A 26092-nucleotide genomic window follows, 5' to 3' on the forward strand; every position below is an offset into this window, starting at 1 on the left:
ACCGCTACTCAGTGTACCAACCCTGGTGGATACTCAACCACAGCGCCTACTATTGACGACTGTGATGATACCGATGCTAACATCAACCCAAATACCGTGTGGTACTTAGGCGTAGATAGTGATGGCGATGGATTCTTCGGAAGCCAGTTAACCGCTACACAGTGTACCAACCCTGGTGGATACTCAACCACAGCGCCTACTATTGACGACTGTGATGATACCGATGCTAACATCAACCCGAATACCGTGTGGTATGCTGATACAGATAGTGATGGCTACGGAGATAACGCTTCCAGCCTAACACAATGTACTCAACCTTTGGGCTATGTTTTAGATAATACAGATTGTGACGACACTAATAATGCCGTAAACCCCGGTGTTGCAGAAATTCCAGGAAATGGAATTGACGATGATTGTAACGCAGGAACACCGGATGGGTCTTTAGAAGTTGATGAGTTCAATATTAATAATGTGTTAGTTAGTCCTAATCCATTTAATAATATTATCAATATAAAGTTACCTTCAAGTCTTAATAATAGTGACTTTGACATTAGAATATTCGATTTAAATGGAAGACTTGTATTAGATAAACAGTATTCAAGTATTAATAATTCAATACATGTAACTGGTTTAGATAAACTAGAACAAGCGCCTTACCTATTCAAAATCACCAACAAAGAAACAGGTGCTAGTGTAATAAAGAGGTTAATAAAATTTTAATCTAGTCTGACCAATTCAAACCAACAAAGGGTAAAGCTTAAAAGCTTTACCCTTTGTTTATTGCTGATTAAAATTATGTCCTTAGAATTCAACAATTTATATGTAGGCGATTTCTCAATAAAATAAAAAATGTAATAATTACAAAATACTGATTATCAACATTTTATGTTTTTAATTATGTATTTCATCGATTATATTTGCATTTCGTAGAGTTTTAACATACATTTGGCATTAAATAATTAGTCCCAAGCTAAAATTTAACCTCTTATGAAAAAAATTACTTTTTTAATAAGGGCTAGTATACTTATAGTAGGTGTATTACTCTCATTCAATGGCAATTCACAAACATGTGGAACAACCATAAGTACATTTCCATATAGCCAAAATTTTGAAACTGGTGTAGGTGGATGGACTCAAGATACAGGCGACAATTTTAATTGGACTAGAGATTCTGGGGGAACCCCTTCAACGGGAACTGGTCCTACAAGTGGTAATGGCGATACATGGTATATGTATATCGAAGCTTCTAATCCTAACTTTCCCACATTAACTGCTAACCTAGAAAGTCCATGTTTTAACTTAACTAGTGTGTCTACTGCACAATTTACATTTAACTATCATATGTTTGGTGCAGATGTTGGTACATTAAATGTAGATTTAAGTACAGACAATGGTTCTACATATCCTACAAATTTATGGACATTAAGTGGATCACAACAAGCAACGCAAGCTAGTCCGTACATCACGGTAAACCTAAATCTAACTCCTTATGTTGGTCAAACAATCAAATTAAGATTTAGTGGTACTTCAGGATCAAGTGGTAGTGGTTGGAGTAGTGACATTGCTATAGATAATGTATCAATGACAGCAACTTCTGGTCCAGAAATAAATATTAGAGGTAATGCAACAGATATTGTAAGTGGTGATACAACCCCTAGTGTGAGCGATGATACTGATTTTGGAGATGTTGACGTAGCAATTGGTACAAATCCAAATACTTTTACAATACAAAATACCGGTACTGGAACATTAAATTTAACAGGGGCACCCAGAGTTGTTATTGGTGGTGCACATCCTGGTGATTTTACTGTTACTGCAACTCCCGCAGCATCAGTTGCTGCATCAGGGAGCACAACATTTACAATTACATTTGACCCTAGCGCTATTGGATTAAGAACAGCAACCGTATCTATCGCTAACGATGATTCTAACGAAAACCCCTATACATTTAGTATTCAGGGCAACGGTACAAGTTCTGCACAAGAAATAAATGTAACGGGATTAGGAAACACTATTGTTAGTGGTGATGTTACCCCAACTAGTACAGATAATACCGATTTTGGGAATGTAATTACGGCCTCTGGTACTGCTGCAAATACTTTTGTTATTGAAAACTTAGGTACTTTATTAAATTTATCCTTAACAGGTAGCTCTCCTTATGTTGCTATTTCAGGAACTAATGCTGCTGATTTTACTGTAACAACTATTCCTAGTAATACGATTGGCGCCAGTAGTAGTACAACATTTGTTATCACTTTTGACCCAAGTGCTGATGGTTTAAGAACCGCTACTTTAACAATTGCTAACAATGATGCTGATGAAAGTAGTTATACGTTCAGTATTCAAGGTACAGGTTACACGCCTCCACCATGTGGCGTTACTGTTTTAAATACCGCCGACTTTGAAACAGGTTTAGATGGTTGGACAGACGGTGGTGCCGATGCACAAAGAATAAATAATGCTACTAGATCATATTCTAATAGCTATAGTTTAGAAATTAGAAATCAAGATGGTGCTGGTAATAACTCCTCCGTTTTATCTCCGTTATTTGATTTAGGAACTTATGACAAAGTTGATATTAAATTTTTCTTTTCAGCTTATCATTATGATGATAATGAAGAGTTTTATATTGAATACAGTAGTAATAGTGGAAGTACATGGACTACAGTAAGCACCTATCATTGTGGTAACACGTCATCAGGCAGTAAATCTGGAGACTTTTTATTTAGTGATACTTCAAGTATTTTCTATGCTAAAACCTCAACATTATTAGATGCTGATTTTTCATTCCCTGCTGGAGCAACATCGCAATTTAGAATAAGAAGCAATGCTGATAGCACTTCAGACCTAATTTATATTGACCTAGTAACTATCACTGGAACGCAATATTGTACACCTGTTACTGGTCCTGGTGGTATAACAACTAATTTAGATTTATGGCTAAAAGCTGATAAAGTTGATGGCTCAAATGTAGTTGCAGATGGTACCGCCATTTCTCAGTGGTTCGATACTGGTAAGGGTAATCATGCCGAGGCTACGATTACCGCTCAAGCACCTGCTTATAGAAATAATACAACTGATAACTTCAATTTTAATCCTGTAATTGAATTTGACAACGATAATAATACGGCTCCAGGCGATATGACCTATTTGTTAACAGATAGAGATGTGCTTAAAGGAACCAGCGGGTTTAATAGTAACGACATGTTCGTAGTAATTATACCTGATATTACCGTCACAACTGGAATGATACCAATGGATACATTTACGGGAGACGATACCGACCCAACTACAACTTCATTTACAGAGGATGTAACAGGATTCGGATACGGTGGATATACGGCTCGTTTATCTGGTGAGTATCTAGCCTATTGTATTGGTGGAACAACTGGATCAGGACCTTACCCAGGGTATGGTTCAGCCGATACTAGTGCTGGCACAAACTTTAACCAAATAGGCATTTTAAACCTTAGACACAATGCCACTGATACAGGAGAAGAAATACATCTGAATTCTATAAGAATAGATGATCTTGAAAATGATGCTCCTGACTTTTCATCAGTGAATGATAAAAGATATTTTATAGGTAGAAGTCAATATTGGGGAGGTAGTTTTAATGGTCGAATAGCAGAAATCATTACATATTCAGCAACAAACAATGATGCTAATGATACAGCTGCAAGAAATAGGATTCAATCTTATTTAGGAATAAAATATGGTATCACCCTAGCACCAGACTCTAATGGTACTACAAAAGATTATGTAAACTCTGATGGTACCGTAATTTGGGATCAATCAGCAAATGTTGGCTATAACCACGATATTGCAGGTATTGGTCGTGATGACATTTCAGAGCTAAATCAAAAACAATCAAGTAGTGTTAATGATGCTACGGATGGTTCGGGACCTATTGAAGGTATTTTAACTATAGGTCTTAGCGATATCTATGACACCAATAGTGATAATGTTTCAAGCAACCCTACAGCGTTTAACGATAAAGAATTCCTTGTATGGGGGAACAATGGAGCAGATTTAAACTTGGCAGCTGCAACTATTAACGTAGATATGAGTGCTGGTATTGGTGGTCTTAGTACCCCAGTAAGCTTTATTGGTATGCAACGTGTTTGGAAAGTAGTTGAAACTGGTGGAGATGTACCTTCATGTAAAGTTAGGATACCACAAAGTGCTATTAGAAACATTACGCCTCCGGGTAGTTACTTAATGTTTATTTCTGATACAGGTGTATTTGACCCTACTGCCGATTATAGAGTACTAACTCCTGACGGTAGTGGAAATTTAGAAACTGACTATAATTTTAATGCTACTAAATACATAACATTTGGATATGCCCCACAAGTAATAGCAGAACGTTCTGTTTATTTTGATGGTGTCGTTGATTATATAGATGTTGAAGACAATTTAGATTTAAATACAACTGAATTTACACTGTCGGCTTGGATTAAAAGAGACTTAACTACTGTAAATGCATCTATTCTTTCAAAAAGAGACTTTGCAAATACAGAAGGTTATGATTTAAGAATTAATGTTCTTGGTAGATTGGAGTTTACTTTAAATGGTGGTGCTGCAACGATTACATCTTCTGTAGCCATACCTGCAGATGAATGGCATCAAGTAGCCGTCATTTATGACAACGGTACTGCCACGTTATATATTGATGGTGTAGCCGATACATCCGCTTCTTCTTTACCTGCGCCAATAGCGACATCACAAAAATTCTTAATTGCAGCCGCAGATGGTTATGATCCTAATACTACAGCATATTTTGCAGGAAATATTGATGAAGTACGAGTTTGGGATAGAGCCCTGACGGTAGGTCAATTGCGATATATAATGAATCAAGAAATTACAAATGACATTACACTTGCTCTAGAATACGGTGATGTTATTCCAACAACAATTACTAATAATGAGATTAGTGCTGTTCCTTGGTCTGACTTAGCAGGATATTATCCAATGTCCGTATACACATATACTAATACAAATGATTTATCAGGTAACAATAACCAAGGTGCATTAAGAAACTTAGATACTGTTGATTTTCAGACGGCTCCCCTACCATATCAGACGCAAGCAGCGGGTTCATGGGATGCAGATGCCACCTGGTTAAACAATACAGTACAATATCTACCAAACTCTTTGTCTATTATTGACGGTACTACTCCTATTGATTGGAATATAGTTGAAATTGATCATGATGTATATCTTGGTAATAACCCTACTGATGCTAGAACAAGAGACTGCTCGGTGGAAGCTTTAATTATCAATAGCGGTGATTTACAAGTTAATGGTGATACCGCAACTAGTACTGGTATTGGCTTGACTGTTACACATTATTTAAAAATTGATGGCACCTTAGATTTAGAAGGTGAATCTCAATTAGTACAAACAGACCTAAGTGATTTTGATATTACAAGTACTGGTACTTTAGAGAGAGACCAACAAGGTTATTCAAATACATATTTATATAATTATTGGTGTTCACCAGTGTCAACAACTAGTAATACAAGCTATACTTTACCAAGTGTTGTAACTAATGTAGGCTTCTTAACAAGTGCTTATAATGGAACATCATCCCCAGTTGCTAATGCAGATTATTGGATATGGAAGTATGCAAACAGACCTGGTGATAATTACTCATTATGGCAGCATGTAAGAAGTACTGGATCCTTATTAACTGGTGAAGGGTTTACCATGAAAGGTCCTGGAACTGCTACATCTGATCAAAACTATATGTTTGAAGGTCAGCCAAATAATGGTGATTTTAGTTTACCGCTCGCAGTAAATAACGATTATTTAGTTGGAAACCCATACCCTTCAGCATTAGATGCTGATCAATTTATACGTGATAATATTAGTACACTTGACGGTGGAAATAATACCGATAATGTTATTAATGGTGCATTGTATTTCTGGGATCATTTTGCTATCAATAGTCATTATTTAGCAGATTACCAAGGTGGTTATGCCGTTTATACCTTACTTGGAGGTACGGTGGCAATTTCTACAGATTCTAGAATTAATGCAACTTATGCGTCTGGTACAAAACTACCTGAACGATATATAGCTGTAGGACAAGGATTCTTCGTTTCGGCAATTGCTGATAGTGGATTAACTGGACTAACTCAACCTATAGTAGGAGGAAATATTTTATTTAGAAATAGCCAAAGGATTTTTCAAAGAGAAGTTGTTTCTGGATCAAATACGGGCTCTGTATTTATGAAAAATAAAGGAAAATCAAAGAATACAGGAAAAATTACTGAAGAACAAGACACTAGAGAAAAAATAAGATTAATGTTTGATTCACCTGATGGATATCACCGTCAACTTTTAGCTGGTGTAGATGAAAACGCTTCTAATGATTTCGATTTAGGGTATGATGCCTTATTAATTGAGGATAATCGTGAAGATATGTATTGGAATTTAGATGCTTCAAAATTAATCATTCAAGCCATTGATAATTTCAACTTGGAACAAAAACTTCCCTTCAGCATGAAAATATCAAAAGAAGGGTTAGCTACCGTAAGAATTGATAATTTAGAGAACATTGATGACAATAAAAACATCTATGTGCACGATAAAGAACTAAATACTTATCACAATCTAAGAGAAAGTGATTATAGTGTGCTATTAAGCCCTGGTGAATATAGCAACCGTTTTGAGGTCACTTTTTCAAATAATGCACTAAGCACTGAAGATTTTAACAATGTAGATATACAAGTTTACTATGCAAATGAAAAGGAAAGCATTATTATTAATAATCCTAAACTAATAAATATTAAAACCGTAGAAATGGTGAATGTATTAGGGCAATCTGTTTTTAAAACGGGTAACATTAAAAAAGAAAATTATCTAGAGATTAAAACAAAACAAATAAATACTGGTGTATATATTATTAATGTAACAACTGATGATATTACTATTTCCAAGAAAGTGTTAGTTGATTAATAACAATAATTAATTGAAATAAATAATAAAGCCCTAGATTAAGATTAGGGCTTTATTATTAAAATATACATTTTATCGCATTTATTAAACGTTTTATCGATTATTATAAAAAATATATTATATTAGTAAAACCAAGATTAAGAAAGACAAACTAATATTTAGACCTAAGCTAAATACCTACTTATGACAAAAATTGCTATTAACATAATTTTAATGCTCTCTCTTTGTTTTTGCAATATAAAATTATACGCTCAACTGCACCCTACTCCAACTTGTGGACAAAATTTTAACTTAAACTGGAGCACAAGCAATGGTGATGATCACTATTGGCCTCCAGGACAACTATCAAGTACATATACCAATGTAGATGGCTCTGAAACTGATATTACAATTACATTTACGGGAGAGACAAGCACATTAGGTTTTTGGTCTGGAAACACCCCAAAAATTGGTACACAATCAAGCTACTTATATAACGGCATAGATTTACTAAGCAACGGATTTTCAGGCACAGGAATTACCTGTACAATTACATTTAGTAAACCAGTATATGCGCTATCATTCGATATACATCACGTTAATAAATGGCAAACAAATGGCGATAAATATACATTTACAGGAAAAGATATAGATGGAAATACCATTTATCCTGAATTTACAAACTCTCCTTTGCCTACTTATGTATCGGATAACTCTACAGGAATCGTAAATGCAACTTCAAACTTAACTGCTGGAGACAATTCAATTATTGGGGTTAATTTCTCAAGCCCTAATTATATTCAAAGCATATCCTTTGTTTGGGAAGATTGTGATACTTGCGAGCATTATCAACCTCATGCCACAGGCATAGGTAATTTAAGTTTTTGTACACCTCAGACTTTAGATTTTGATGGTGTAGATGATTATGTAAGTCGAAGTCCCTTTTTAGATGGCAACTCAGAAATCACAATGATGTCATGGGTTAAGTTGGATAACGGCTTTAATGGCGGGGAAATTATGGGACAACCAAACTTTAGACTCTTTGTTGACTCACAAAAAAAATTAAAAGCATCTATCAAGAACAGTTTAGGAGCAGATATTAATTCGCCAGATTTATCAGAAGCCCTTTTACAAGAAGAACTTTGGTACCATGTGGCTCTGAAATTTGATGGCAATAGTGGTACTATTGAGCTTTATATAAACGGGAAATCCATTTGGAATTATGCCAATAGCGCATTAATAGGTAGCACCCTCATGAATTCAATGGAATTAGGTTTAAACACGGATTTTGAAATAGGAAGAAATGCACAGTTTGAAAACGATTATTTTGAAGGTTCAATTTACGAGTGTAGAGTATATAACAAAGCTTTAAACATAAAACAATTACATCAGCAGATTAATCAAGAAATCGAAAATAATAACGAAAATGTAAGAGGTACTATAATACCAAAAGATATTGAGGGTTTACAATGGAGCGACTTATTACTCTATTATAAAATGGATATTCTAAATACTGGTTTCACACCTGATTATTCTGCTAATAAAACTGATGGGAAGCTTCATAATATGAAGACCTATCAAGATTACACAGCACCACTACCATATGTAACAACCCCATTATCAACCGGCGTATATAGCGAACCGAGCAACTGGGAACATGGAAATGTATGGGATATATCTGAAGACATTCCAACACATTCAATTATTCAAATTAAAGGAAATCTGGAGTTCTATACAGATGTAAATACCATCGGACTCATTATTGATTCAGGCAGTACTTTAAAAGTAAGAAATGACTCTGGATTGTTTAACTCATGGTATTTAAAATTAGATGGAACCTTAGATTTAGCAGGAAAATCTCAGTTAATTCAAACAGAAAATAGTACGCTAGATGTAACAAGTACTGGTATACTAGAAAAAGATTTACTAGGTACTGCCGACAAATACACCTATAATTATTGGTCATCACCAGTTGGCAGACCAAGTGACGGTAGTAATAATAACAACTATTCTGTAAAAGACATTTTTACCGATGTCGTTTTTTTAAACACAGGTCACGACGGAGCAATTAATCCAGTTTCAATTGCTGATTATTGGATTTGGAAATATAACAACCGATTAAGTGATAATTATTCGTCATGGCAACAAGTAAGAAGTACCGGTGATATTATGGCTGGTGAAGGCTTTACTATGAAAGGTCCTGGAACAGGAACCATTAATGATGAACAGAATTATACTATTCAAGGAAAACCAAACAATGGCGATATTAATTTAACCGTATACCAAGGAAATGATTATTTAATAGGTAACCCATATCCATCTGCTCTTGATGCTGTTAAGTTTATTGAAGATAACAAATCAACTATTTCTGGAATTGGTGCTAGTAATGGAACATTATACTTCTGGAAACATTGGGGTGGCGGTTCTCATGTTGCTAGCGATTACCAGGGCGGTTATGCTACATTTTCACTTTCTGGAGGTGTGCCAGCCGCATCAAAAAACACTGATAGTTATTTAACCTCAACTGGCGGTGCTCCTGCCGATATCCCTGGGAGATACATACCAATTGGTCAAGGGTTTTATACAACTGCTGAAACCGATGGCATAATCAACTTCAATAATGGTCAACGTGTATTTAATATTAGCGATATTGAATATTCTACACAAGGAAAAAATAATAGCAACAAAAATATAACTGCAAATAGTGTTGATACAAGAACTAAATTAAGAATCGGTTTTAGTTCCGTAAATGCCCTAAGAAGACAATTGTTAGTAACTATAGATGAAAATGCAACATTGGGATATGATTGGGGTTATGACTCTAAATATATAGATACTCAAATTGATGACATATATTGGATAATTGATAACCAAAAGTATACGATTCAAGGAGTTAATGAAATTAATGAACAAACCATTATTCCGTTAGGTATACACACAAAAAATGATGGATATAATAGTATTAATATTGATAAACTGGAAAATACACCTAGCAATATTGAGGTTTATTTACACGATAAAGAATTAGAAGTTTATCATGATTTAAAACAAGATAAATATGAAACCTATCTTGAAGCCGGCGAATATTTAAATCGTTTTGAAATTACCTTCGCTAAAGGACAAACTTTAGAAAGTGAAGAAATACAAAGCAAACAGATTGAAGCCTATTTTTCAAATGAAAAAAATAGAATCGTCATTAATAATCCAACTTCAAAATTAATAGAATCGGTAGAAATGTTTAATATCCTTGGGCAATCGCTATTTAAGTTTCAAACAAATACTAATAACAGTTATTTAAAATATAATGCTGAACAAATAAAAGCGGGCAATTATATTTTGAAAATTGAAACCGAATTTGGCACCATATCTAAAAAAGTATTAGTCAATAATTAGCTGAATTATTCATCTTTGATAAAATCTAAATCTACTTTTTGTATTTAATAATACTTAAGTCCTGAATTTACATTCAGGACTTTTTTGTTTATACAATTAAACCACATACCATAGTTAATTGTAAGTAATCGCTTCAAGTAAATTACGGTAAAACCGTAAAATTAATTTTTGTTCATAATTTGTAAGAAAATATGTTTCTTGTTCAATATTAATATTTTAAATTGAAGTCCAAATATTTATTCTAACTTAAACTAACCCGCATGAAAAAACTATTACCCGTTTTACTCATTTTATTAAATGTAACCTTCGTTTTTTCCCAAAGTAATTCATTTTGGAAAAAGGAAACTACTGCTAAAAATGCCAAAATTAAGGCAAGTAAAACAGATATTAAAAACCCTAATATTTATACTTTAAATATTGAAGGGCTTAAGCAAGAACTACAGAAAGCACCTAAGCGAAATCTTTCTAACAAATCCGAAAGTGGTATTATAATTTCTTTTCCTAATTCTCTGGGCAAAATTGAAAGTTTTAGAGTTAAAGAAGCTTCTGTTATGCACCCCGATTTACAAGCTAGATTTCCCAACATAAGATCCTATGTAGGGCAAGGTGTTAGTGATCCTTCAGAGGTAATTAGGTTTAGTGTGTCTCCTTTAGGGTTACACAGTATGACAATTTCTCCAAACAAGCGAGCAACTTTTATTGAACCATATACTGAAGATTTAGGGTATTACCGTGTTTATGATAGATCTCAAAGAATTAATACCGATGATGATTTTGAGTGTGAAGTTACTTACCAAGTAAATAAAAAACTCAATGCCGATAAGTCATCTGCATCAACGATGAAAAATGCTGACGATGCCATTCTTAGAACTTATAGATTAGCGGTTTCGGCAACTGGAGAATACACGCAATATCATGGAGGCACTAAAGCTCTAGCTTTAGCAGCCATAAATACAACCATGACTAGAGTAAATGGTATATATGAAAGCGATTTTAATGTAAACTTAGTCCTTATCGCTAATACTGACGATGTCATTTATACAAGTACGAGTTCAGATCCTTATGGTAATACTACATCAGGCTATAATAGTGCGCTTCAGTCTACTTTAACGAGTGTTATTGGTGAAGCTAATTATGATATTGGACATTTATTTGCAAATCTTCAAAACAACGGAAACGCTGGATGCATTGGATGTGTTTGTGTTAACAATCAAAAAGGTAGTGGTTGGACCTCACATACAGTACCAGAAGGAGACCCATTTGATGTAGATTATGTAGCTCATGAAATGGGGCATCAATTTGGTGGTAATCACACATGGACTTTTGGAGGAAATGAAGGTTCTGGTGTTCAAGTGGAGCCAGGAAGTGGTTCTACAATTATGGGTTACGCTGGTATTACTGGCGCTACGGATGTACAATCCAATAGTGATCCTTATTTTCATGCGGTTTCTATCGAGCAAATTACTGATTATATAAAAACCACTAGTTGTCAGACAAATACAGCTACAGGTAATGCAGTACCAACGGCCGATGCCGGAAGTAATTATACAATTCCTAGAGGAACGCCATTTGTTTTAACAGGAACTGGTACAGATGCTAATTCAGGAGATGTTTTAACCTACTGCTGGGAGCAAATCAATAATGGTTCTTCTTCAACAACCAACCCTAATCCAAATGCCACTTCAGGTCCTGCTTTTAGGTCGTACAATCCAACTACAAACAATCAAAGATATTTTCCCCGTTTGGAAACTGTGAAAACAGGAGCTACGTCATGGCAGTGGGAAGCTGTTCCTAATGTTGCTAGAACCATGAATTTTAGGTTAACAGTAAGAGATAACGTTGCAGGTGGTGGTAATAATAATAGTGATGATATGATTGTTACTGTGAATAGTTCCGCTGGTCCTTTTGTTGTAAGTGCTCCAAATACTAATGTTACTTGGAATGCTGGTACTACTCAAACGGTTACTTGGGATGTAGCAGGCACTACAGGAAATGGTGTAAATGCAGCCAATGTGGACATATTTTTATCTACAGATGGTGGCGATACATACCCTATTGCTTTAGCTGCTGGAGTACCAAATGATGGATCTCATGATATTGTAGTGCCTAATAATCAAGGAACTCAAAATAGAATCATGGTAAAAGGTTCTAATCATATTTTCTTCGACATCTCTAATGCTAATTTTACAATTGCAGGACAAGTAGTTTGTAATGCTACAACGCCTACAGGATTAAATGCTTCAAGTATTAACTCAGATTCAGCCACTTTAAGTTGGGATGTTGTTCCCGGTGCATCTTACGATTTAGAATACAGACAAGTGGGTGCTGGTTCTTGGACAACAGTTTCAGTAAGTGGTGTTTCCCAAGCATTATCTGGTTTAAGTCCATTAACACAATATGAAGCTCAAGTAAGAAGCAAATGTCCTGATACTTCAACTTCTGCCTACAGTAGCATCATTAATTTTACAACAACCGATGTGCAACTTAACTATTGTAGTTCGGCAAGTACAAATGTTAATGATGAATATATAAGTAGAGTTCAATTAAATACTATTGATAATGCCTCGGGAGCACAATTTTATTCCGATTTCACTGGCATCTCTACTACCTTAGATAAAGATACTCAGTATACAATAACAGTGACCCCAACTTGGACTGGAAGTACATATCAAGAAGCCTATTCAGTATGGATTGATTACAACAGAGATGGTGATTTTGATGATGCAGGTGAACAAGTTTGGACGCAAGCTGCAACAACAGCATCACCCGTTAGTGGTAATTTCACGGTACCATCTTCGGCAGTTGAAAACACAACTACGATGAGAGTTTCTATGAAATATAATGGAATTCCAACCGCTTGTGAAACCTTTACTTATGGTGAAGTAGAAGATTATTCTATTACTATTCAAGGTTCAGGTCCAGATATTACGGCTCCTGTTATAACTTTAAATGGAGCTGCAAGTATTGACTTGAATGTTGGAGATACTTATAACGAATTAGGAGCAACTGCCACTGATGATGTCGATGGGGATATCTCTGCAAATATTGTTGTTGGAGGTGATACCGTTGATACTAATACCGCCGGAACTTATGTAGTAACTTATAATGTAAGTGATGCTGCTGGTAATCCTGCAACCGAAGTTATAAGAACTGTAAATGTAATACCAGATACAACTGCTCCAGTAATTTCATTAAATGGAGCATCAACAATTAATATTAGTATTGGTGGTGTTTATACGGAGGAAGGAGCTACAGCAACTGATAATATTGACGGAGATATTTCGGCTAATATTGTTATTGGTGGTGATACGGTTGACACGAATACTCCTGGAACGTATTTGGTTACTTATAATGTGAGCGACGCAGCAGGCAATCCTGCTACGGAAGTTGTTAGAACTGTTAATGTAACTCCAGATACAACCGCGCCAGTTATTACGTTAAATGGGGCTTCAACGATAAATGTTAATTTAGGAGATGCTTACACCGAATTAGGCGCAACAGCCACAGATGATTTAGATGGAGATATTTCGGCAAATATTATAATTGGTGGAGATGCAGTTAATACCAATACAGCGGGCACCTACTTCGTAACCTATAATGTAAGTGATGCTGCTGGTAATCCTGCTACAGAAGTTGTACGAACTGTCAATGTTATTCCAGATACCACTGCACCTGTTATTACGCTTACTGGAGCATCAGTAATTGACCTTACAACTGGTGATACCTATACAGAACTTGGAGCAACTGCTACAGATGATTTCGACGGAGATATTTCTGCTAATATTGTTATTGGTGGTGATACGGTTGATACCAATATTGCAGGAACCTATATTGTAACATATAATGTAAGTGATGCTGCTGGTAATCCTGCTGCAGAAGTTACAAGAACAATTAACGTTACCGAACCATCAATTGGATGTACAGGTGGTATTTCGTCATTCCCATATACCGAGAGTTTTGAAAACACATTAGGTGCGTGGACGCAATCAACCGCTGATGATATAGATTGGACTGTTGATTCTGCTGGAACCCCTTCTAGCAATACAGGACCATCTTCAGGATCGGTAGGTTCTTATTATATATATGTTGAAGCTTCAGGAAATGGTACTGGTTATCCTAACAAAAGAGCAATTATTAACTCGCCATGTTTTGATTTAAGCGGATTAACCACTGCAAATTTCACTTTTGATTATCATATGTTTGGTGCCGCAGATATGGGTACTATTGACCTTGAAATAAGTGACGATGATGGTGCTTCTTGGGTAAGCATTTGGAATCAATCTGGTAATCAAGGAAATGCTTGGTTAAACGTTAATATCAATCTTAGTGCTTATGTTGGAGGTGGCGTACAATTACGTTTTAATAGGTTTGTTGGAAGTACTTGGCAAGCAGATATTGCCATTGATAATGTGAATTTAACTGGGTTTGGTGGTCCTGATACTACAGCTCCAGTTATTACATTAAATGGCGCCTCAACTATAAACCTAGAACAAGGTGATAGTTATACTGAGCAAGGTGCTACAGCAACAGATAATGTTGACGGCGATATTTCTGCTAATATTGTTATTGGTGGTGATACGGTTAACACAAGCACTGTTGGAACATACGTTATTACTTATAATGTAAGTGACGCCGCAGGAAATGCTGCTACTCAGGTAACTCGAACTGTTAATGTAGCATTAGACTCTACAGCTCCAGTAATTAGTTTGATTGGAGCATCTAGTATTAGCTTGGACTTAGGTGATACTTATAACGAACAAGGAGCTACTGCCACAGACAACTTTGATGGAGATATTTCTGTAAATATTGTTATAGGTGGTGATACGGTTAACACAAATGTTGAAGGCACTTACGTGGTTACTTACAATGTAACCGACGCTGCCGGAAATGCTGCTACTCAACAAACTAGAACTGTTACTGTTACCGATCCAACTTCTGGTCCTGTGGTTTTGAACGAAGGATATTTTGAAACTGGATGGGATAGTTGGACTGATGGAGGTAGCGATTGTGCAAGAGTTTCTTCCTCTAACTCATACGAGGGTAGTTACTCAATAAGAATTAGAGATAATTCGGGTGTTGCTTCATCAATGACATTATCTAATATTGATGTAACACCATACTCTGAAGTCGTTATAGATTTCTACTTTTATGTTTTCAGTATGGAAAATGGCGAAGACTTCTGGGTACGTTTCTTTAATGGATCAACTTGGAGTACTGTTGCTACTTATGTAAGTGGTTCTGGTATAAATAATAATACGTTTTATAATGCGTCAGTTTCCTTAACTCCAGCTCAGTATAACTTTGCAGCAAATGCAGGTTTCAGATTCCAGTGTGATGCCTCAGGAAATAATGATCAAATTTTTATCGATCAAGTGACTATTACTGGAAATTCAGGAGCTGCGAGAGGTAACAATGATAAATTGATTGCCTTAGGAACTTATGAAAGACCTGGAACAAGTGATTTATTTGAAGATGACTTTAGAGTGTATCCAAACCCTGTGAAAGGCGATATTCTTAATGTAACCATTCTTGGAGTTGAAAAATTCTCATATAGAATCATGAATATGATTGGTCAAACAATTACTAAAGGTAATTCAGATGGTGAAGTAGGTGTAAGCAATTTAGAAGCTGGCATGTACTTTATAGAAGTAAATGATGGTGAAGAAGTGATGACCAAGAAGTTTATAAAAGAGTAGAAAGTAATATACTTTTAATCAATTTAAGTCCTGAGAATAATATTCTCGGGACTTTTTTTATAGCATAACTGTCCGTTTTAGTTATACAATTTATGATCAATATTACATTTTATCGTATTTTTTTGCATTTCATCGTGTTTTATTAAAATTTTATCGTATATTAGCCTCATAATTAAAAAGTTAAATAAAGCACCATTACAGATTAAAGTATCTGTAATTACAAAATAGGTATTGATAGATTGATTATTTGTTTGAGTTAGTCGCTTTTTAAAACACCCAAATCTACAATGCTAAACAGGTCCTGAATTGACGTTCAGGACTTCTTTATTTTACGAAGTTTATTAATTCCGCTAGTGAAACTTTAGATTGCTCACCCGAAACCATGTTTTTTAAAGTATATGTATTAGAGTTGATTTCCTCCTCACCTACTAAAACCACAAATGGGATATTACGCTTATTAGCATGATTCATTTGTTTTTTCATTTTTGCAGCATCAGGATATAATTCTGCATTAACACCCTGTAAACGCAATTGTTTAATAGCTTTTAAACTGTAAAGCGCTTCTTTTTTACCAAAGTTTATAAATAAAACCTCAACATTTTTATTGACTGTTTCAGGAAATAAACCTAATTCTTCTAAGACTAAATAAATACGATCTAGTCCAAAGCTTATACCAACACCACTCATATTTGGCATTCCAAAAATACCCGTTAAATCGTCGTAACGTCCACCACCACCTATGGAACCCATTTGTACTGTTTTTGGTCCAGCTACTTCAAAAATAGCACCTGTGTAGTAGTTTAAACCACGAGCCAAGGTTACATCTAATTGCAATGTGGCAGTTGACAAACCTAATTCTGCAATGGCATTGTTTATAATGGCTAGTTCTTCAATCCCTTTTTTTCCTTCCTCTGAATTGTTTAATATACTTTTTAAACTTTCAATTTGAGATTCAAACGAACCTGAAAGCGTAAATAAGGGTTGTAATGTTAAAATTCCTTCTTCGGAAATACCTTTACTTAACATTTCTTCTTTTACCTTCTCCTCGCCTATTTTATCTAGTTTATCTAAAGCTACTGTAAAATCGATGAGTTTATCACTGGCTCCAATAACCTCAGCAATACCAGACAATATTTTACGGTTATTTATTTTAACGGTTACGCCTTCAAGCTTTAAAGCCTTAAAAACGGTATCGTATAATTGAATAAACTCTACTTCTTGCCATAACGAATCACTTCCAACAACATCAGCATCACATTGGTAAAACTCTCTAAAACGCCCTTTTTGTGGTCTGTCTGCTCTCCAAACGGGTTGTATTTGATAACGTTTAAACGGGAATTCTATATCATTTTGGTGTTGTACTACGAAACGTGCAAAGGGAACGGTAAGGTCGTAACGGAGTGCTTTTTCTGAAATTGAAGAAGTCAATTTATTTGAATCTTTTTCATCATATGCATCGCTGTCTGCCTTTGCTAAATAATCTCCAGAATTTAAAATCTTAAAAATCAGTCTATCGCCTTCATCACCATATTTCCCCATTAAGGTATCAGAGTTTTCAAAACTTGGGGTTTCAATAGGCTGAAAACCAAAGGTTTCAAAAGCACTACGAATCGTATTAAATATATAGTTACGTTTCGCTACTTGTTCCGGGTTAAAATCTCTCGTTCCTTTTGGGATGCTTGGTTTTTGGGCCATTTAAGGTAATATGGTGTTTTTGTGATTAATAAATTCCGCATCACGTGCGAAATGACAAAAATAAAAGAATTTAATTTATAAGCTTATTAAAATACTTATATAAGTCGCCTTTTGTTATTACAGCACCTTGTTCAATCATTTTAAATTTATCAAGGTTTTTATCATGGGTATAATCTTTATCAGCTTGCAAAAACTCAACGTTTTCATCCATCAAGTTCTCTCGTAGCCAATTATAGCCTTCGGTCGTTGTTATATCAATTGCTTCATTTTTAACATTTACAACAATGGCGTGCATTTTATCGTCACCTAAATGAAACAAATACATGTGCTGTGGTGCAAAATGCTCTAAATATTCTGCTTGGTTTAAAGCCCCTTCCCATATTAAATCGCTAAACATATCCAACTCCGTTTCTGCCAATTCGGGTTTGTTAGCTTTTAAATTAGTCCACTCATCAGCAGTTATGGACTGTGTTGCTAAAAAATTAATAAACTCTTGGTGTAGTTCTTCAAACTGTTCTTTTGTAAGTCTTCTATACTTCATAATAAAAAAAATGCGCCCCTTTACAAGGAGCGCAAATTTAAGAATATATCTGTTATTTTCTTAGAAAATATAACGTAAACCAAATTGTGCTTGCCATCTAGACGCTAAACTAGAGTCGAAACCAAAAGTACTTGTTTGGTTACCATTAAACGAATAGGTAGGGGTTCCAGAGCCATCAACCGATACACCAATTGGTTGTACATTGTTTGGTTGCTGAATAACACCCCAATCTGAACTTAATAAGTTTCCAAAGTTTAAAATATCTACACTAAACTGGATAGTATTTGTTTTATCTTCCGATATTTTAATATTATAATCTTGTAAAAACTTAATATCCCAACGTCCTCTCCAAGGTGCTAAAGCACCATAACGCTCTGCGTACTGACCTCTTCTCCCGCTTAAATAATCATCTTGTGCAATGTAGTTTTCAAGCGCTTGAGCATCGCCTGCGTTAGCAAACTGCATTTGCCCGATTTCTCCAGAAGTAGGGATATAAATTAAATCATTTAAGTTAGAGCCATCACCATTTATGTCACCACCGTATGTGTAGTTAAAACGTCCTCCTTGAGCGTACTCAAAAAATGTAGATAAGGTAGTTCCCCACTTATCATTACCGTAATTCCATTTTTTGCTTATTACACCAATAAAACGGTGTGTATCACCATATCTAGAATACGCCAACACATCATTATTAACATCGCCTAAAGCTGGGTTGAAAGCAAAAGCATCTCCAGTAATTTCTGCTTCAATTGAGTTAACATCTTGAGAGTTTAAATAATTGTAGGCTAACATAGTATACAAACCATTGTCAAAAGTTTTTTGAGCTTTTAATGAAGCGTTCCAAATACGTCCTTTATCCGAGTTTGTAAATACGTAAGCATTATTTATAATATCAGACGATTGATAAATTGGTCTGTTATCAACACCTTGCAAGGTTCCTGATGGAGGCAATAATCCCCAGTTTTGAACATGAGCACCATTAATATCCTTAGTGTAAGAAACATCAGCTGTTAAAATTAAACCACTTTCAAATCTATAATCTGTTCCTATATTGGTTCTCCAAACTTGAGGAAACTTATAATCTGGATCTACAGCTTGATAGAAAAATACTTCTGGGTTAGCTATTTGGTTTCCTAACCATACAAACGGGAAGCGTCCTGTAAACAATCCTGAACCTCCACGTAATTGGAAGGTATCGTCGCCATTAACATCGAAATTAAAACCAACTCTTGGAGAAATTAACCAATCGCTGTTAGGCATTTGCGTATTATCTAAAAATACAGTTTCTCCCGTGTTTGGATTTCTATAAGGGATATCTGGCACATAACAACATGCTCTATCAATAACCTCTTGTGCTTTTTGAGCAGAATCGAAAAATAATGGTTTGTCAAAACGCACACCATATGTTAATTTGAACTTATCGCTCAAATTCCATTCATCTTGTACATAAAATGATAGCTGCCCAACATTTGTTTCAGCTAAAGCCCATCCACCTGCAACACCTTCGCCATTGGCTTCAATAGCATTGTGAGCAGCCGTAGCATCGTTTAACATCATTTCTAATCCTCCGCCAGGACCTGCATCAGCTAATAAATCAGCAACACTTGAATAAGATGGGAAGAATACACCTCTAGCACCATAAACTCCTAAATTAAAAGAGTTATCAAATTCAAATTTCTCAAAACTAGTACCTATTGTAAAAGTATGGTCTCCTTCATAAAAGTTAAGGTTGTTCGTAAATTGAATCACTTTTTGGTCTAATCTATTATGAATTGAAAATGGCTCATGACCTGCAATGATATAGTTTGAACCTCCTTCTTGAATCGTGATTGTTGGCGCTGGAACTGATAATGGATTTCTAAAATCATCAAAATGAGTATAGCCAATTTGTAATTTATTTGATGAAGATTCAGATAGTGTAGAGTTTAATTCTAATTGAACTGACTGTAAGTTGTTGTTAATTTCATAACCAGAGTTTTCAAACTGAAGTGTAGCCGCATTTGGTCCTCTAAACCCTAAAGCAGTTGGATGCGCAGGCTTTTCTTTTGAAGCTTTTAACCAGTTATAAATTACTGCCAAACGGTTATTATCATCAATATTCCAGTCTAGCTTAACAATTCCTTTTTTAGATTCTGATGCATAAGTAAATCCTTTGTACGCACCTGTATTGTAACCTAAAGTTGCTAAGGCACTTTGTACAGCAATTAAATCTGATTCTCTTACTCTCGATTCGTTGATTGACTGTACTGCATCTTCATTATTAGGAATCCACCCATTTGTCCCTAAATCGTCTCTTTCATCGCTTTCAAAATTCGCAAAAAAGAACAATTTATTCTTTATGATAGGACCACCAATACTAACACCATATTGTGTTTGATTTAAATCTGGTCTAGTTACTTCTTCGCCTTTAATTTTCTTACCGGTCATAGACTCATTTCTGGTAAACCCATAAACTGTCCCGTGAAATTCATTTGTTCCACTTTTCGTTACAGCGTTTACAGAAGCTCCGGTAAATCCAGATTGTGTAACATCATAAGGCGCTGTAGTAACTTGAATTTGGTCTATCGCATCTAATGATATAGGTTGCGCATCAGTTTGACCTCCTGGTGTTGCAGCATCTAATCCGAATGGGTTGTTAAAAATAGCACCATCTAAAGAAAAGTTATTAAACTGATCATTTCTACCACCAAAAGAGCCACCACTAGCCGTTGGTTCTAATCTGGTAAAATCAGATGCAGATCTCGAAATCGTTGGTAATCGTGTAAGTTCTCTTCTACCTACACTAGTTTCAGCTCCCGTACGGTCGCTACCAAAAGTACCCGTTCCTTGTCTGCCTTGAATAACAACAGCTTCTAATTGCTGACTATCTTCAACAAGAGTAACGTCTAAATTTTGTGTTTTACCCAAAGTAAGAAACACATCATTAAATGATTGTTCTTTATAACCAACAAAGCTGATGGTTATGGAGTAAGGTCCTCCTACTCTTAGGTTGAGTAAATTAAAACGTCCGTCAATATTTGAAGCGGCTCCATATTTTGTACCTGTTGGTGTATGGATTGCAACAATGTTTGCACCCGGAAGTGGTTCAGATGTTTCATCTAAAATTAACCCTTTAATGTTTGATGTAGTAACCTGCGAAAAGGCTATTAAACCAAAAAATAAAAAGAAAATTACAAAGTTTGTTTTTTTCATTTTGAAATAAATTTGTTTTGAGTTAGTTCAACATTTGTTATGCATACATAATAAACATTCTAACAAAAATAGTATAAAAAAAAGCCACTCAAAAGAGTGGCTTAACTTTATTTAAAGCTTTTATTAACTATTTGTTAATTATGCTTGTGCAATTACCTCAAAAGGAAAATCGAAAGTTACCTCACGGTGTAAACGTACTACAGCGTTATACTGTCCTAAACGTTTAATGTTTCCTCCAGTAATAGTAACAAACTTTTTATCAATTGTATGACCTTCCTTTTCGAAAGCTTCAACTAAATCTGCTTTGGTTACAGAACCAAATAATTTATCACCAGCAGATGCACCTTCTGTTGCTTTTGCAGTAATTTTAATATCTAAGGCTTTAATTGCTTCAGCCGTTTTATTGGCGTCTTCAATTAATTTTTTGTCTTTAAATGCGCGTTGCTTTAAATTTTCTGCTAATACTTTTTTAGCAGATACTGTTGCTAAAATAGCTTGTCCTTGAGGAATTAAAAAATTTCTACCATAACCGTTCTTAACTGTTACAACATCGTCTTTAAATCCTAAATTTTCAACGTCTTGTTTTAATATAAGTTCCATTGTTATCGGTATTTTATTTTAATAAATCAGCCACATATGGCATTAAGGCTAAATGTCTTGCGCGTTTTACAGCTACAGAAACTTTTCTTTGGTATTTTAAAGAAGTTCCTGTTAAACGTCTTGGTAAAATTTTACCTTGCTCGTTTACAAACTTTAATAAGAAATCTGGATCTTTATAATCAATATATTTAATTCCAGACTTTTTAAAACGGCAATACTTTTTTGCTTTATTAGTATCAATATTCAATGGTGTTAAGTATCTAACTTCACCATCTTTTTTTCCTTTTGATTGTTGTTCTATAGATGTTGCCATAATTACGCTTTTACTTTAAGTTTTTCTCTTCTTCTTTCTGCCCAAGAAATAGCGTGCTTGTCTAACGCTACAGTTAAATAACGCATAAAACGCTCGTCACGTCTAAATTCTAGTTCTAAAGCATTAATTACTTCACCAGATACAGTGTACTCAAATAAGTGATAGAAACCACTTTTCTTGTTTTGTATTGGGTATGCTAATTTTTTTAGCCCCCAATCTTCTTTCGCTACCATCTTAGCTCCGTTAGAAACAAGAAAATCTTCGTATTTCTTTACTGTTTCCTTTATCTGATCTTCAGATAAAACGGGATTTAAGATGAAAACAGTTTCATAATGATTCATAAAAATCTATTTAATTGTTAAAAATTGGCTGCAAAAATAAATAATTTATCTATATTAGACAACTAATTACTTCCCTAATATCACACATAAAGTTTAGCATCTAAAAAATGTTAAAATTATGTTAAAATGCTCGTTTCATCGATGTTTTTTGGTTTTTACCCGAATTTTTTGTACTATTGTCGATATCTTAACCGAAATAATATAAAATGTTATGACTTTAAACTGTGTAGTAGTAGACGATTCAGCAATACAACGTCTCTCTATTGTTAAGTTAGTCGAGAATCACCCTTCACTTAACTTAATAGCAGAGTACAGTAGTGCTTTAGAAACTAAAAATGGTTTAAATACGCATCAAGTTGATTTAATTTTTTTAGACATTGAAATGCCAGTGCTAAATGGATTTGAACTTTTAGACGTATTAAACAAAAAACCCCAAATTATTTTTGTAACTGGTAAAACCGAATATGCTTTTAAAGCATTCAATTACGATGCTACCGATTACTTACATAAACCCATAACAAGAGAACGTTTTAATGTTTCTGTTGAAAAAGCTTTAGAGCAACATAGATTGACTTTAGACTTTAGCGAAGAAGAAGGTGAGCATATTTTTGTAAAGAGCAACCTTAAGAAACGAAAAGTTTATATAAAAGACATTAAATGGATTGAGGCTCTTGGAGATTATGTGAAATTAGTTACAGAAGAAAACAGCTTAGTGGTTTTATCTACGATGAAATCTTTTGAAGCTGAATTACCTGAGGGTAAATTTTTAAGAATTCATAAATCCTATATTGTAAATCTTGATAAGATTGACAGGTTTAACAGTAAAAATGTTGAAGTTGGTGCTTATGAAATTCCTCTAAGTAGAAATAAAAAGACTCAACTTGTTGATGCTTTGAATAATATTTAAAAACCCATAAACAATTAAAAGTTATCGACATTTAAAATTACTTTAACCGACCGAAAATCTTTTATACTTTGGAAGCTATTATTAATTTTAATGATAGCTTCTTTTGTTTTTGATAATGATTGCTCTTTAGGTATTTTAACTAAAATATTTTTATGAAATTGATTTCGTATTCTAGCAATTGGAGGTGATTCTGGCCCTAAAACGTTGGTTTCAAACACTTGCTTTAACGATTTTGCGTACCAAATAGAAGCCGTTTCCACTCTATTATAATCTTTATGTTTTAACGTTATCTTAATTTGTTTAAATACTGGTGGATATTTATAATTATAACGATCGTTCATTTGTTCTTTAAACATATCAATATAATTATTGGTAGATACTTGCTGTAATATATTATGATGCGGATTATAAGTCTGAATTAATACCTTACCCCGCTCTTCAGTGCGTCCTGCCCTACCCGATACTTGAACCATAAGCTGAAAACTGCGCTCATGCGCTCTAAAATCTGGAAAGTTTAGCATATTATCGGCATTCATTATCCCAACTAGCTTCACATTTCTAAAATCCAAGCCTTTAGTAAGCATTTGAGTACCAACCAAAATATCAATTTCTTGTTGCTCAAGAGCCGTTATAATTTTTTCATAACCATACTTTCCACGAGTAGTATCTAAATCCATTCGTCCTACATTATAATCTGGAAATAGGATTTTTACTTCTTCTTCAATTTGTTCCGTTCCAAACCCCTTATTATCTAAATCTTGACTCCCACATGCCATACAATCTTGTAACATAGCCATATTATACCCACAATAATGACAGCGCAATTGATTTCTATATTGATGATAGGTTAAACTTACATCGCAATTGGGACATTGTGGAGAATGTCCGCAGGTATTACATTCAACAATAGGCGAAAAACCACGTCGGTTTTGAAATAAAATAATTTGATGCCCCTCACGCAGTGTTTCAGTCATTTCTTCAATAAGCCTATCGCTAAAATGTCCTTGCATCCGTTTTCGTTTCAGCTTATCTTTAATATCTATCAATTCAACATCGGGCATTAACACATCGTTAAATCGTTGCATTAATTCAACAAAACCGTATTTGTTTTGTTTTGCATTAAAGTAACTTTCCAAACTAGGTGTAGCAGAACCTAAAAGTGTTTTTGCTTTATGTAAATTAGCAAGAACAACAGCGGTATCTCGCGCATGATACCGAGGCGCTGGATCAAATTGTTTAAATGATTGTTCGTGCTCCTCATCAACAATAATTAATCCTAAATTATTAAAAGGTAAAAAAATTGAAGAACGAGCCCCCAAAACTATTTGTGCTTTAGCTGAATTTTCCAAAACATTATTCCATACCTCAACGCGTTCAAAAGATGAATATTTAGAATGAAAAATGGCTACTTGCTCACCAAAATAGTTCTGTAGACGTGTAACCAATTGGGTAGTTAATGCAATTTCTGGAAGTAAATACAATACCTGTTTACCTGAGTCTAAAACATCTTCTATAAGCTTAACATATATTTCGGTCTTCCCAGAAGAAGTCACACCATGAAGTAATGTAACCTGATGTTCATTAAAGCAAGCATTTATTTCGCTCAAAGCTTTTACTTGATACTCGTTGAGATTTTTTGAATCTTCATTCTCATCTCCTGAATATTGTACTCTATCCGTTTGAATAAAATATTCCTCAAGAATCCCTTTATCTATTAAAGTTTTAATAATAGATGAAGACGCTCCACTTTCATTAGATAAATCAGAAACTTTTACAGGTTTTTTAGTTTTAGCAGATATAGAAAATAAAGTTAAAACCACTTCTTTTTGTTTATTTGCTCTATTAAGGTCTTCTAATAAATTTTGAAGAGATGACTCTGAGGCGTATTTAGAATTTAGCTTTACATAGCGCACCAACTTAGGCTTGTATTTTTCGTAAACTTCTTCCTCAACAGAAATAGCCTCCTTATCTATCAGTCTTTTAATTATTGGGAGCACATTTTTCTTATCTAGAATATTAGAAATATCATGGATTTTTAAAGAAGATTGGTGATGTAATGCTTCATAAATTAAAAACTCATCATCTCTTAAAGTAGATTCATCAATAAGTCTTAATTTGTTTTTTGTAATGATAGTTTCACTTTCTAAAATAAAGGCGGTAGGCAATGCAGCTCGCATAACCTCTCCTAAAGTACACATGTAATATTTAGCCATCCATTGCCATAACTCTAACTGTATATTGTTCACAATTGGTGAATCATCTAAAATCTGATGAATATCTTTAGCTTCGTAAGCAGTAGGCGCTGTATTATGAATTGCATAAACAATTCCAGTATATATTTTTGATTTACCAAAAGGGACAGCTACGCGCATTCCAACTTTTAAAAAATCAAATTCGGCTTCTGTTATACTATATGTGAATAGTTTTTGAAGAGGAATAGGTATGATAACATCTATGAAGTTTCCCATA

Annotated in this window: 12 protein-coding genes; 5 read left to right on the forward strand and 7 right to left on the reverse strand. The window is 34.6% G+C overall.

The window, feature by feature from the left end:
* The 4 genes from L3X39_RS13355 to L3X39_RS13370 form a co-directional block, all read left to right on the forward strand.
* Positions 1 to 720: MopE-related protein (locus tag L3X39_RS13355; protein ID WP_237232361.1), on the forward strand; the 720-nt coding region annotated here is incomplete at its 5' end.
* A gap of 267 nt (positions 721 to 987) precedes the next feature.
* Complete coding sequence (locus tag L3X39_RS13360; protein ID WP_237232362.1) at positions 988 to 6966, forward strand: RemA C-terminal-like gliding motility protein; 5979 nt, start codon at positions 988 to 990, stop codon at positions 6964 to 6966.
* Between the two features lie 183 nt (positions 6967 to 7149).
* Positions 7150 to 10338: a RemA C-terminal-like gliding motility protein gene (locus L3X39_RS13365; RefSeq protein WP_237232363.1), complete on the forward strand. Its 3189-nt coding sequence runs from the start codon at positions 7150 to 7152 to the stop codon at positions 10336 to 10338.
* 260 nt (positions 10339 to 10598) lie between these two features.
* Positions 10599 to 16034, forward strand: coding sequence for an immunoglobulin-like domain-containing protein (locus tag L3X39_RS13370; protein WP_237232364.1), 5436 nt, complete (start codon positions 10599 to 10601; stop codon positions 16032 to 16034).
* Positions 16035 to 16358: 324 nt separating this feature from the next.
* Here L3X39_RS13370 and hisS read toward each other — a convergent pair whose 3' ends face one another.
* The 6 genes from hisS to rpsF form a co-directional block, all read right to left on the reverse strand.
* Positions 16359 to 17729 carry a histidine--tRNA ligase gene (gene hisS / locus L3X39_RS13375; RefSeq protein ID WP_237232365.1) on the reverse strand — a complete coding sequence of 457 codons (1371 nt, stop codon included), beginning with the start codon at positions 17727 to 17729 and terminating at the stop codon, positions 16359 to 16361.
* A gap of 70 nt (positions 17730 to 17799) precedes the next feature.
* The gene (locus L3X39_RS13380; protein ID WP_237232366.1) at positions 17800 to 18270 is read right to left on the reverse strand and encodes a DUF6495 family protein; all 471 of its coding nucleotides are present in this window, start codon (positions 18268 to 18270) and stop codon (positions 17800 to 17802) included.
* A 60-nt stretch (positions 18271 to 18330) separates the two neighbouring features.
* On the reverse strand, positions 18331 to 21462 hold the full coding sequence (locus L3X39_RS13385; protein WP_237232367.1) for a TonB-dependent receptor: 3132 nt from the start codon (positions 21460 to 21462) through the stop codon (positions 18331 to 18333).
* Between the two features lie 138 nt (positions 21463 to 21600).
* Positions 21601 to 22062, reverse strand: coding sequence for a 50S ribosomal protein L9 (gene rplI, locus L3X39_RS13390; protein WP_237232368.1), 462 nt, complete (start codon positions 22060 to 22062; stop codon positions 21601 to 21603).
* A gap of 13 nt (positions 22063 to 22075) precedes the next feature.
* Complete coding sequence (gene rpsR, locus L3X39_RS13395) at positions 22076 to 22375, reverse strand: 30S ribosomal protein S18 (protein WP_237232369.1); 300 nt, start codon at positions 22373 to 22375, stop codon at positions 22076 to 22078.
* Positions 22376 to 22377: 2 nt separating this feature from the next.
* Positions 22378 to 22716, reverse strand: coding sequence for a 30S ribosomal protein S6 (gene rpsF / locus L3X39_RS13400; protein ID WP_237232370.1), 339 nt, complete (start codon positions 22714 to 22716; stop codon positions 22378 to 22380).
* Between the two features lie 211 nt (positions 22717 to 22927).
* Here rpsF and L3X39_RS13405 point away from each other — a divergent pair, with 211 nt between their 5' ends.
* Entirely contained in the window at positions 22928 to 23623 is a 696-nt protein-coding gene (locus tag L3X39_RS13405) for a LytR/AlgR family response regulator transcription factor (RefSeq protein WP_237232371.1), read from the forward strand.
* Between the two features lie 14 nt (positions 23624 to 23637).
* Here L3X39_RS13405 and priA read toward each other — a convergent pair whose 3' ends face one another.
* Positions 23638 to 26091, reverse strand: a complete 2454-nt coding sequence (priA, locus tag L3X39_RS13410) for a replication restart helicase PriA (RefSeq protein ID WP_237232372.1) — start codon at positions 26089 to 26091, stop codon at positions 23638 to 23640.
* Between the last annotated feature and the right edge of the window lies 1 nt (position 26092).

The organism is Flaviramulus multivorans (assembly GCF_021728415.1).
In the GTDB taxonomy this organism is placed as follows: domain Bacteria; phylum Bacteroidota; class Bacteroidia; order Flavobacteriales; family Flavobacteriaceae; genus Sabulilitoribacter; species Sabulilitoribacter multivorans.

Coding starts and splice junctions, on each gene's coding strand:
- rplI (WP_237232368.1), bottom strand. CDS start 22,062: ATGGAACTTATATTAAAACAAGACGTTGAAAATTTAGGATTTAAAGAC.
- L3X39_RS13370 (WP_237232364.1), top strand. CDS start 10,599: ATGAAAAAACTATTACCCGTTTTACTCATTTTATTAAATGTAACCTTC.
- hisS (WP_237232365.1), bottom strand. CDS start 17,729: ATGGCCCAAAAACCAAGCATCCCAAAAGGAACGAGAGATTTTAACCCG.
- L3X39_RS13405 (WP_237232371.1), top strand. CDS start 22,928: ATGACTTTAAACTGTGTAGTAGTAGACGATTCAGCAATACAACGTCTC.
- L3X39_RS13385 (WP_237232367.1), bottom strand. CDS start 21,462: ATGAAAAAAACAAACTTTGTAATTTTCTTTTTATTTTTTGGTTTAATA.
- L3X39_RS13380 (WP_237232366.1), bottom strand. CDS start 18,270: ATGAAGTATAGAAGACTTACAAAAGAACAGTTTGAAGAACTACACCAA.
- L3X39_RS13365 (WP_237232363.1), top strand. CDS start 7,150: ATGACAAAAATTGCTATTAACATAATTTTAATGCTCTCTCTTTGTTTT.
- rpsF (WP_237232370.1), bottom strand. CDS start 22,716: ATGAATCATTATGAAACTGTTTTCATCTTAAATCCCGTTTTATCTGAA.
- rpsR (WP_237232369.1), bottom strand. CDS start 22,375: ATGGCAACATCTATAGAACAACAATCAAAAGGAAAAAAAGATGGTGAA.
- L3X39_RS13360 (WP_237232362.1), top strand. CDS start 988: ATGAAAAAAATTACTTTTTTAATAAGGGCTAGTATACTTATAGTAGGT.
- priA (WP_237232372.1), bottom strand. CDS start 26,091: ATGGGAAACTTCATAGATGTTATCATACCTATTCCTCTTCAAAAACTA.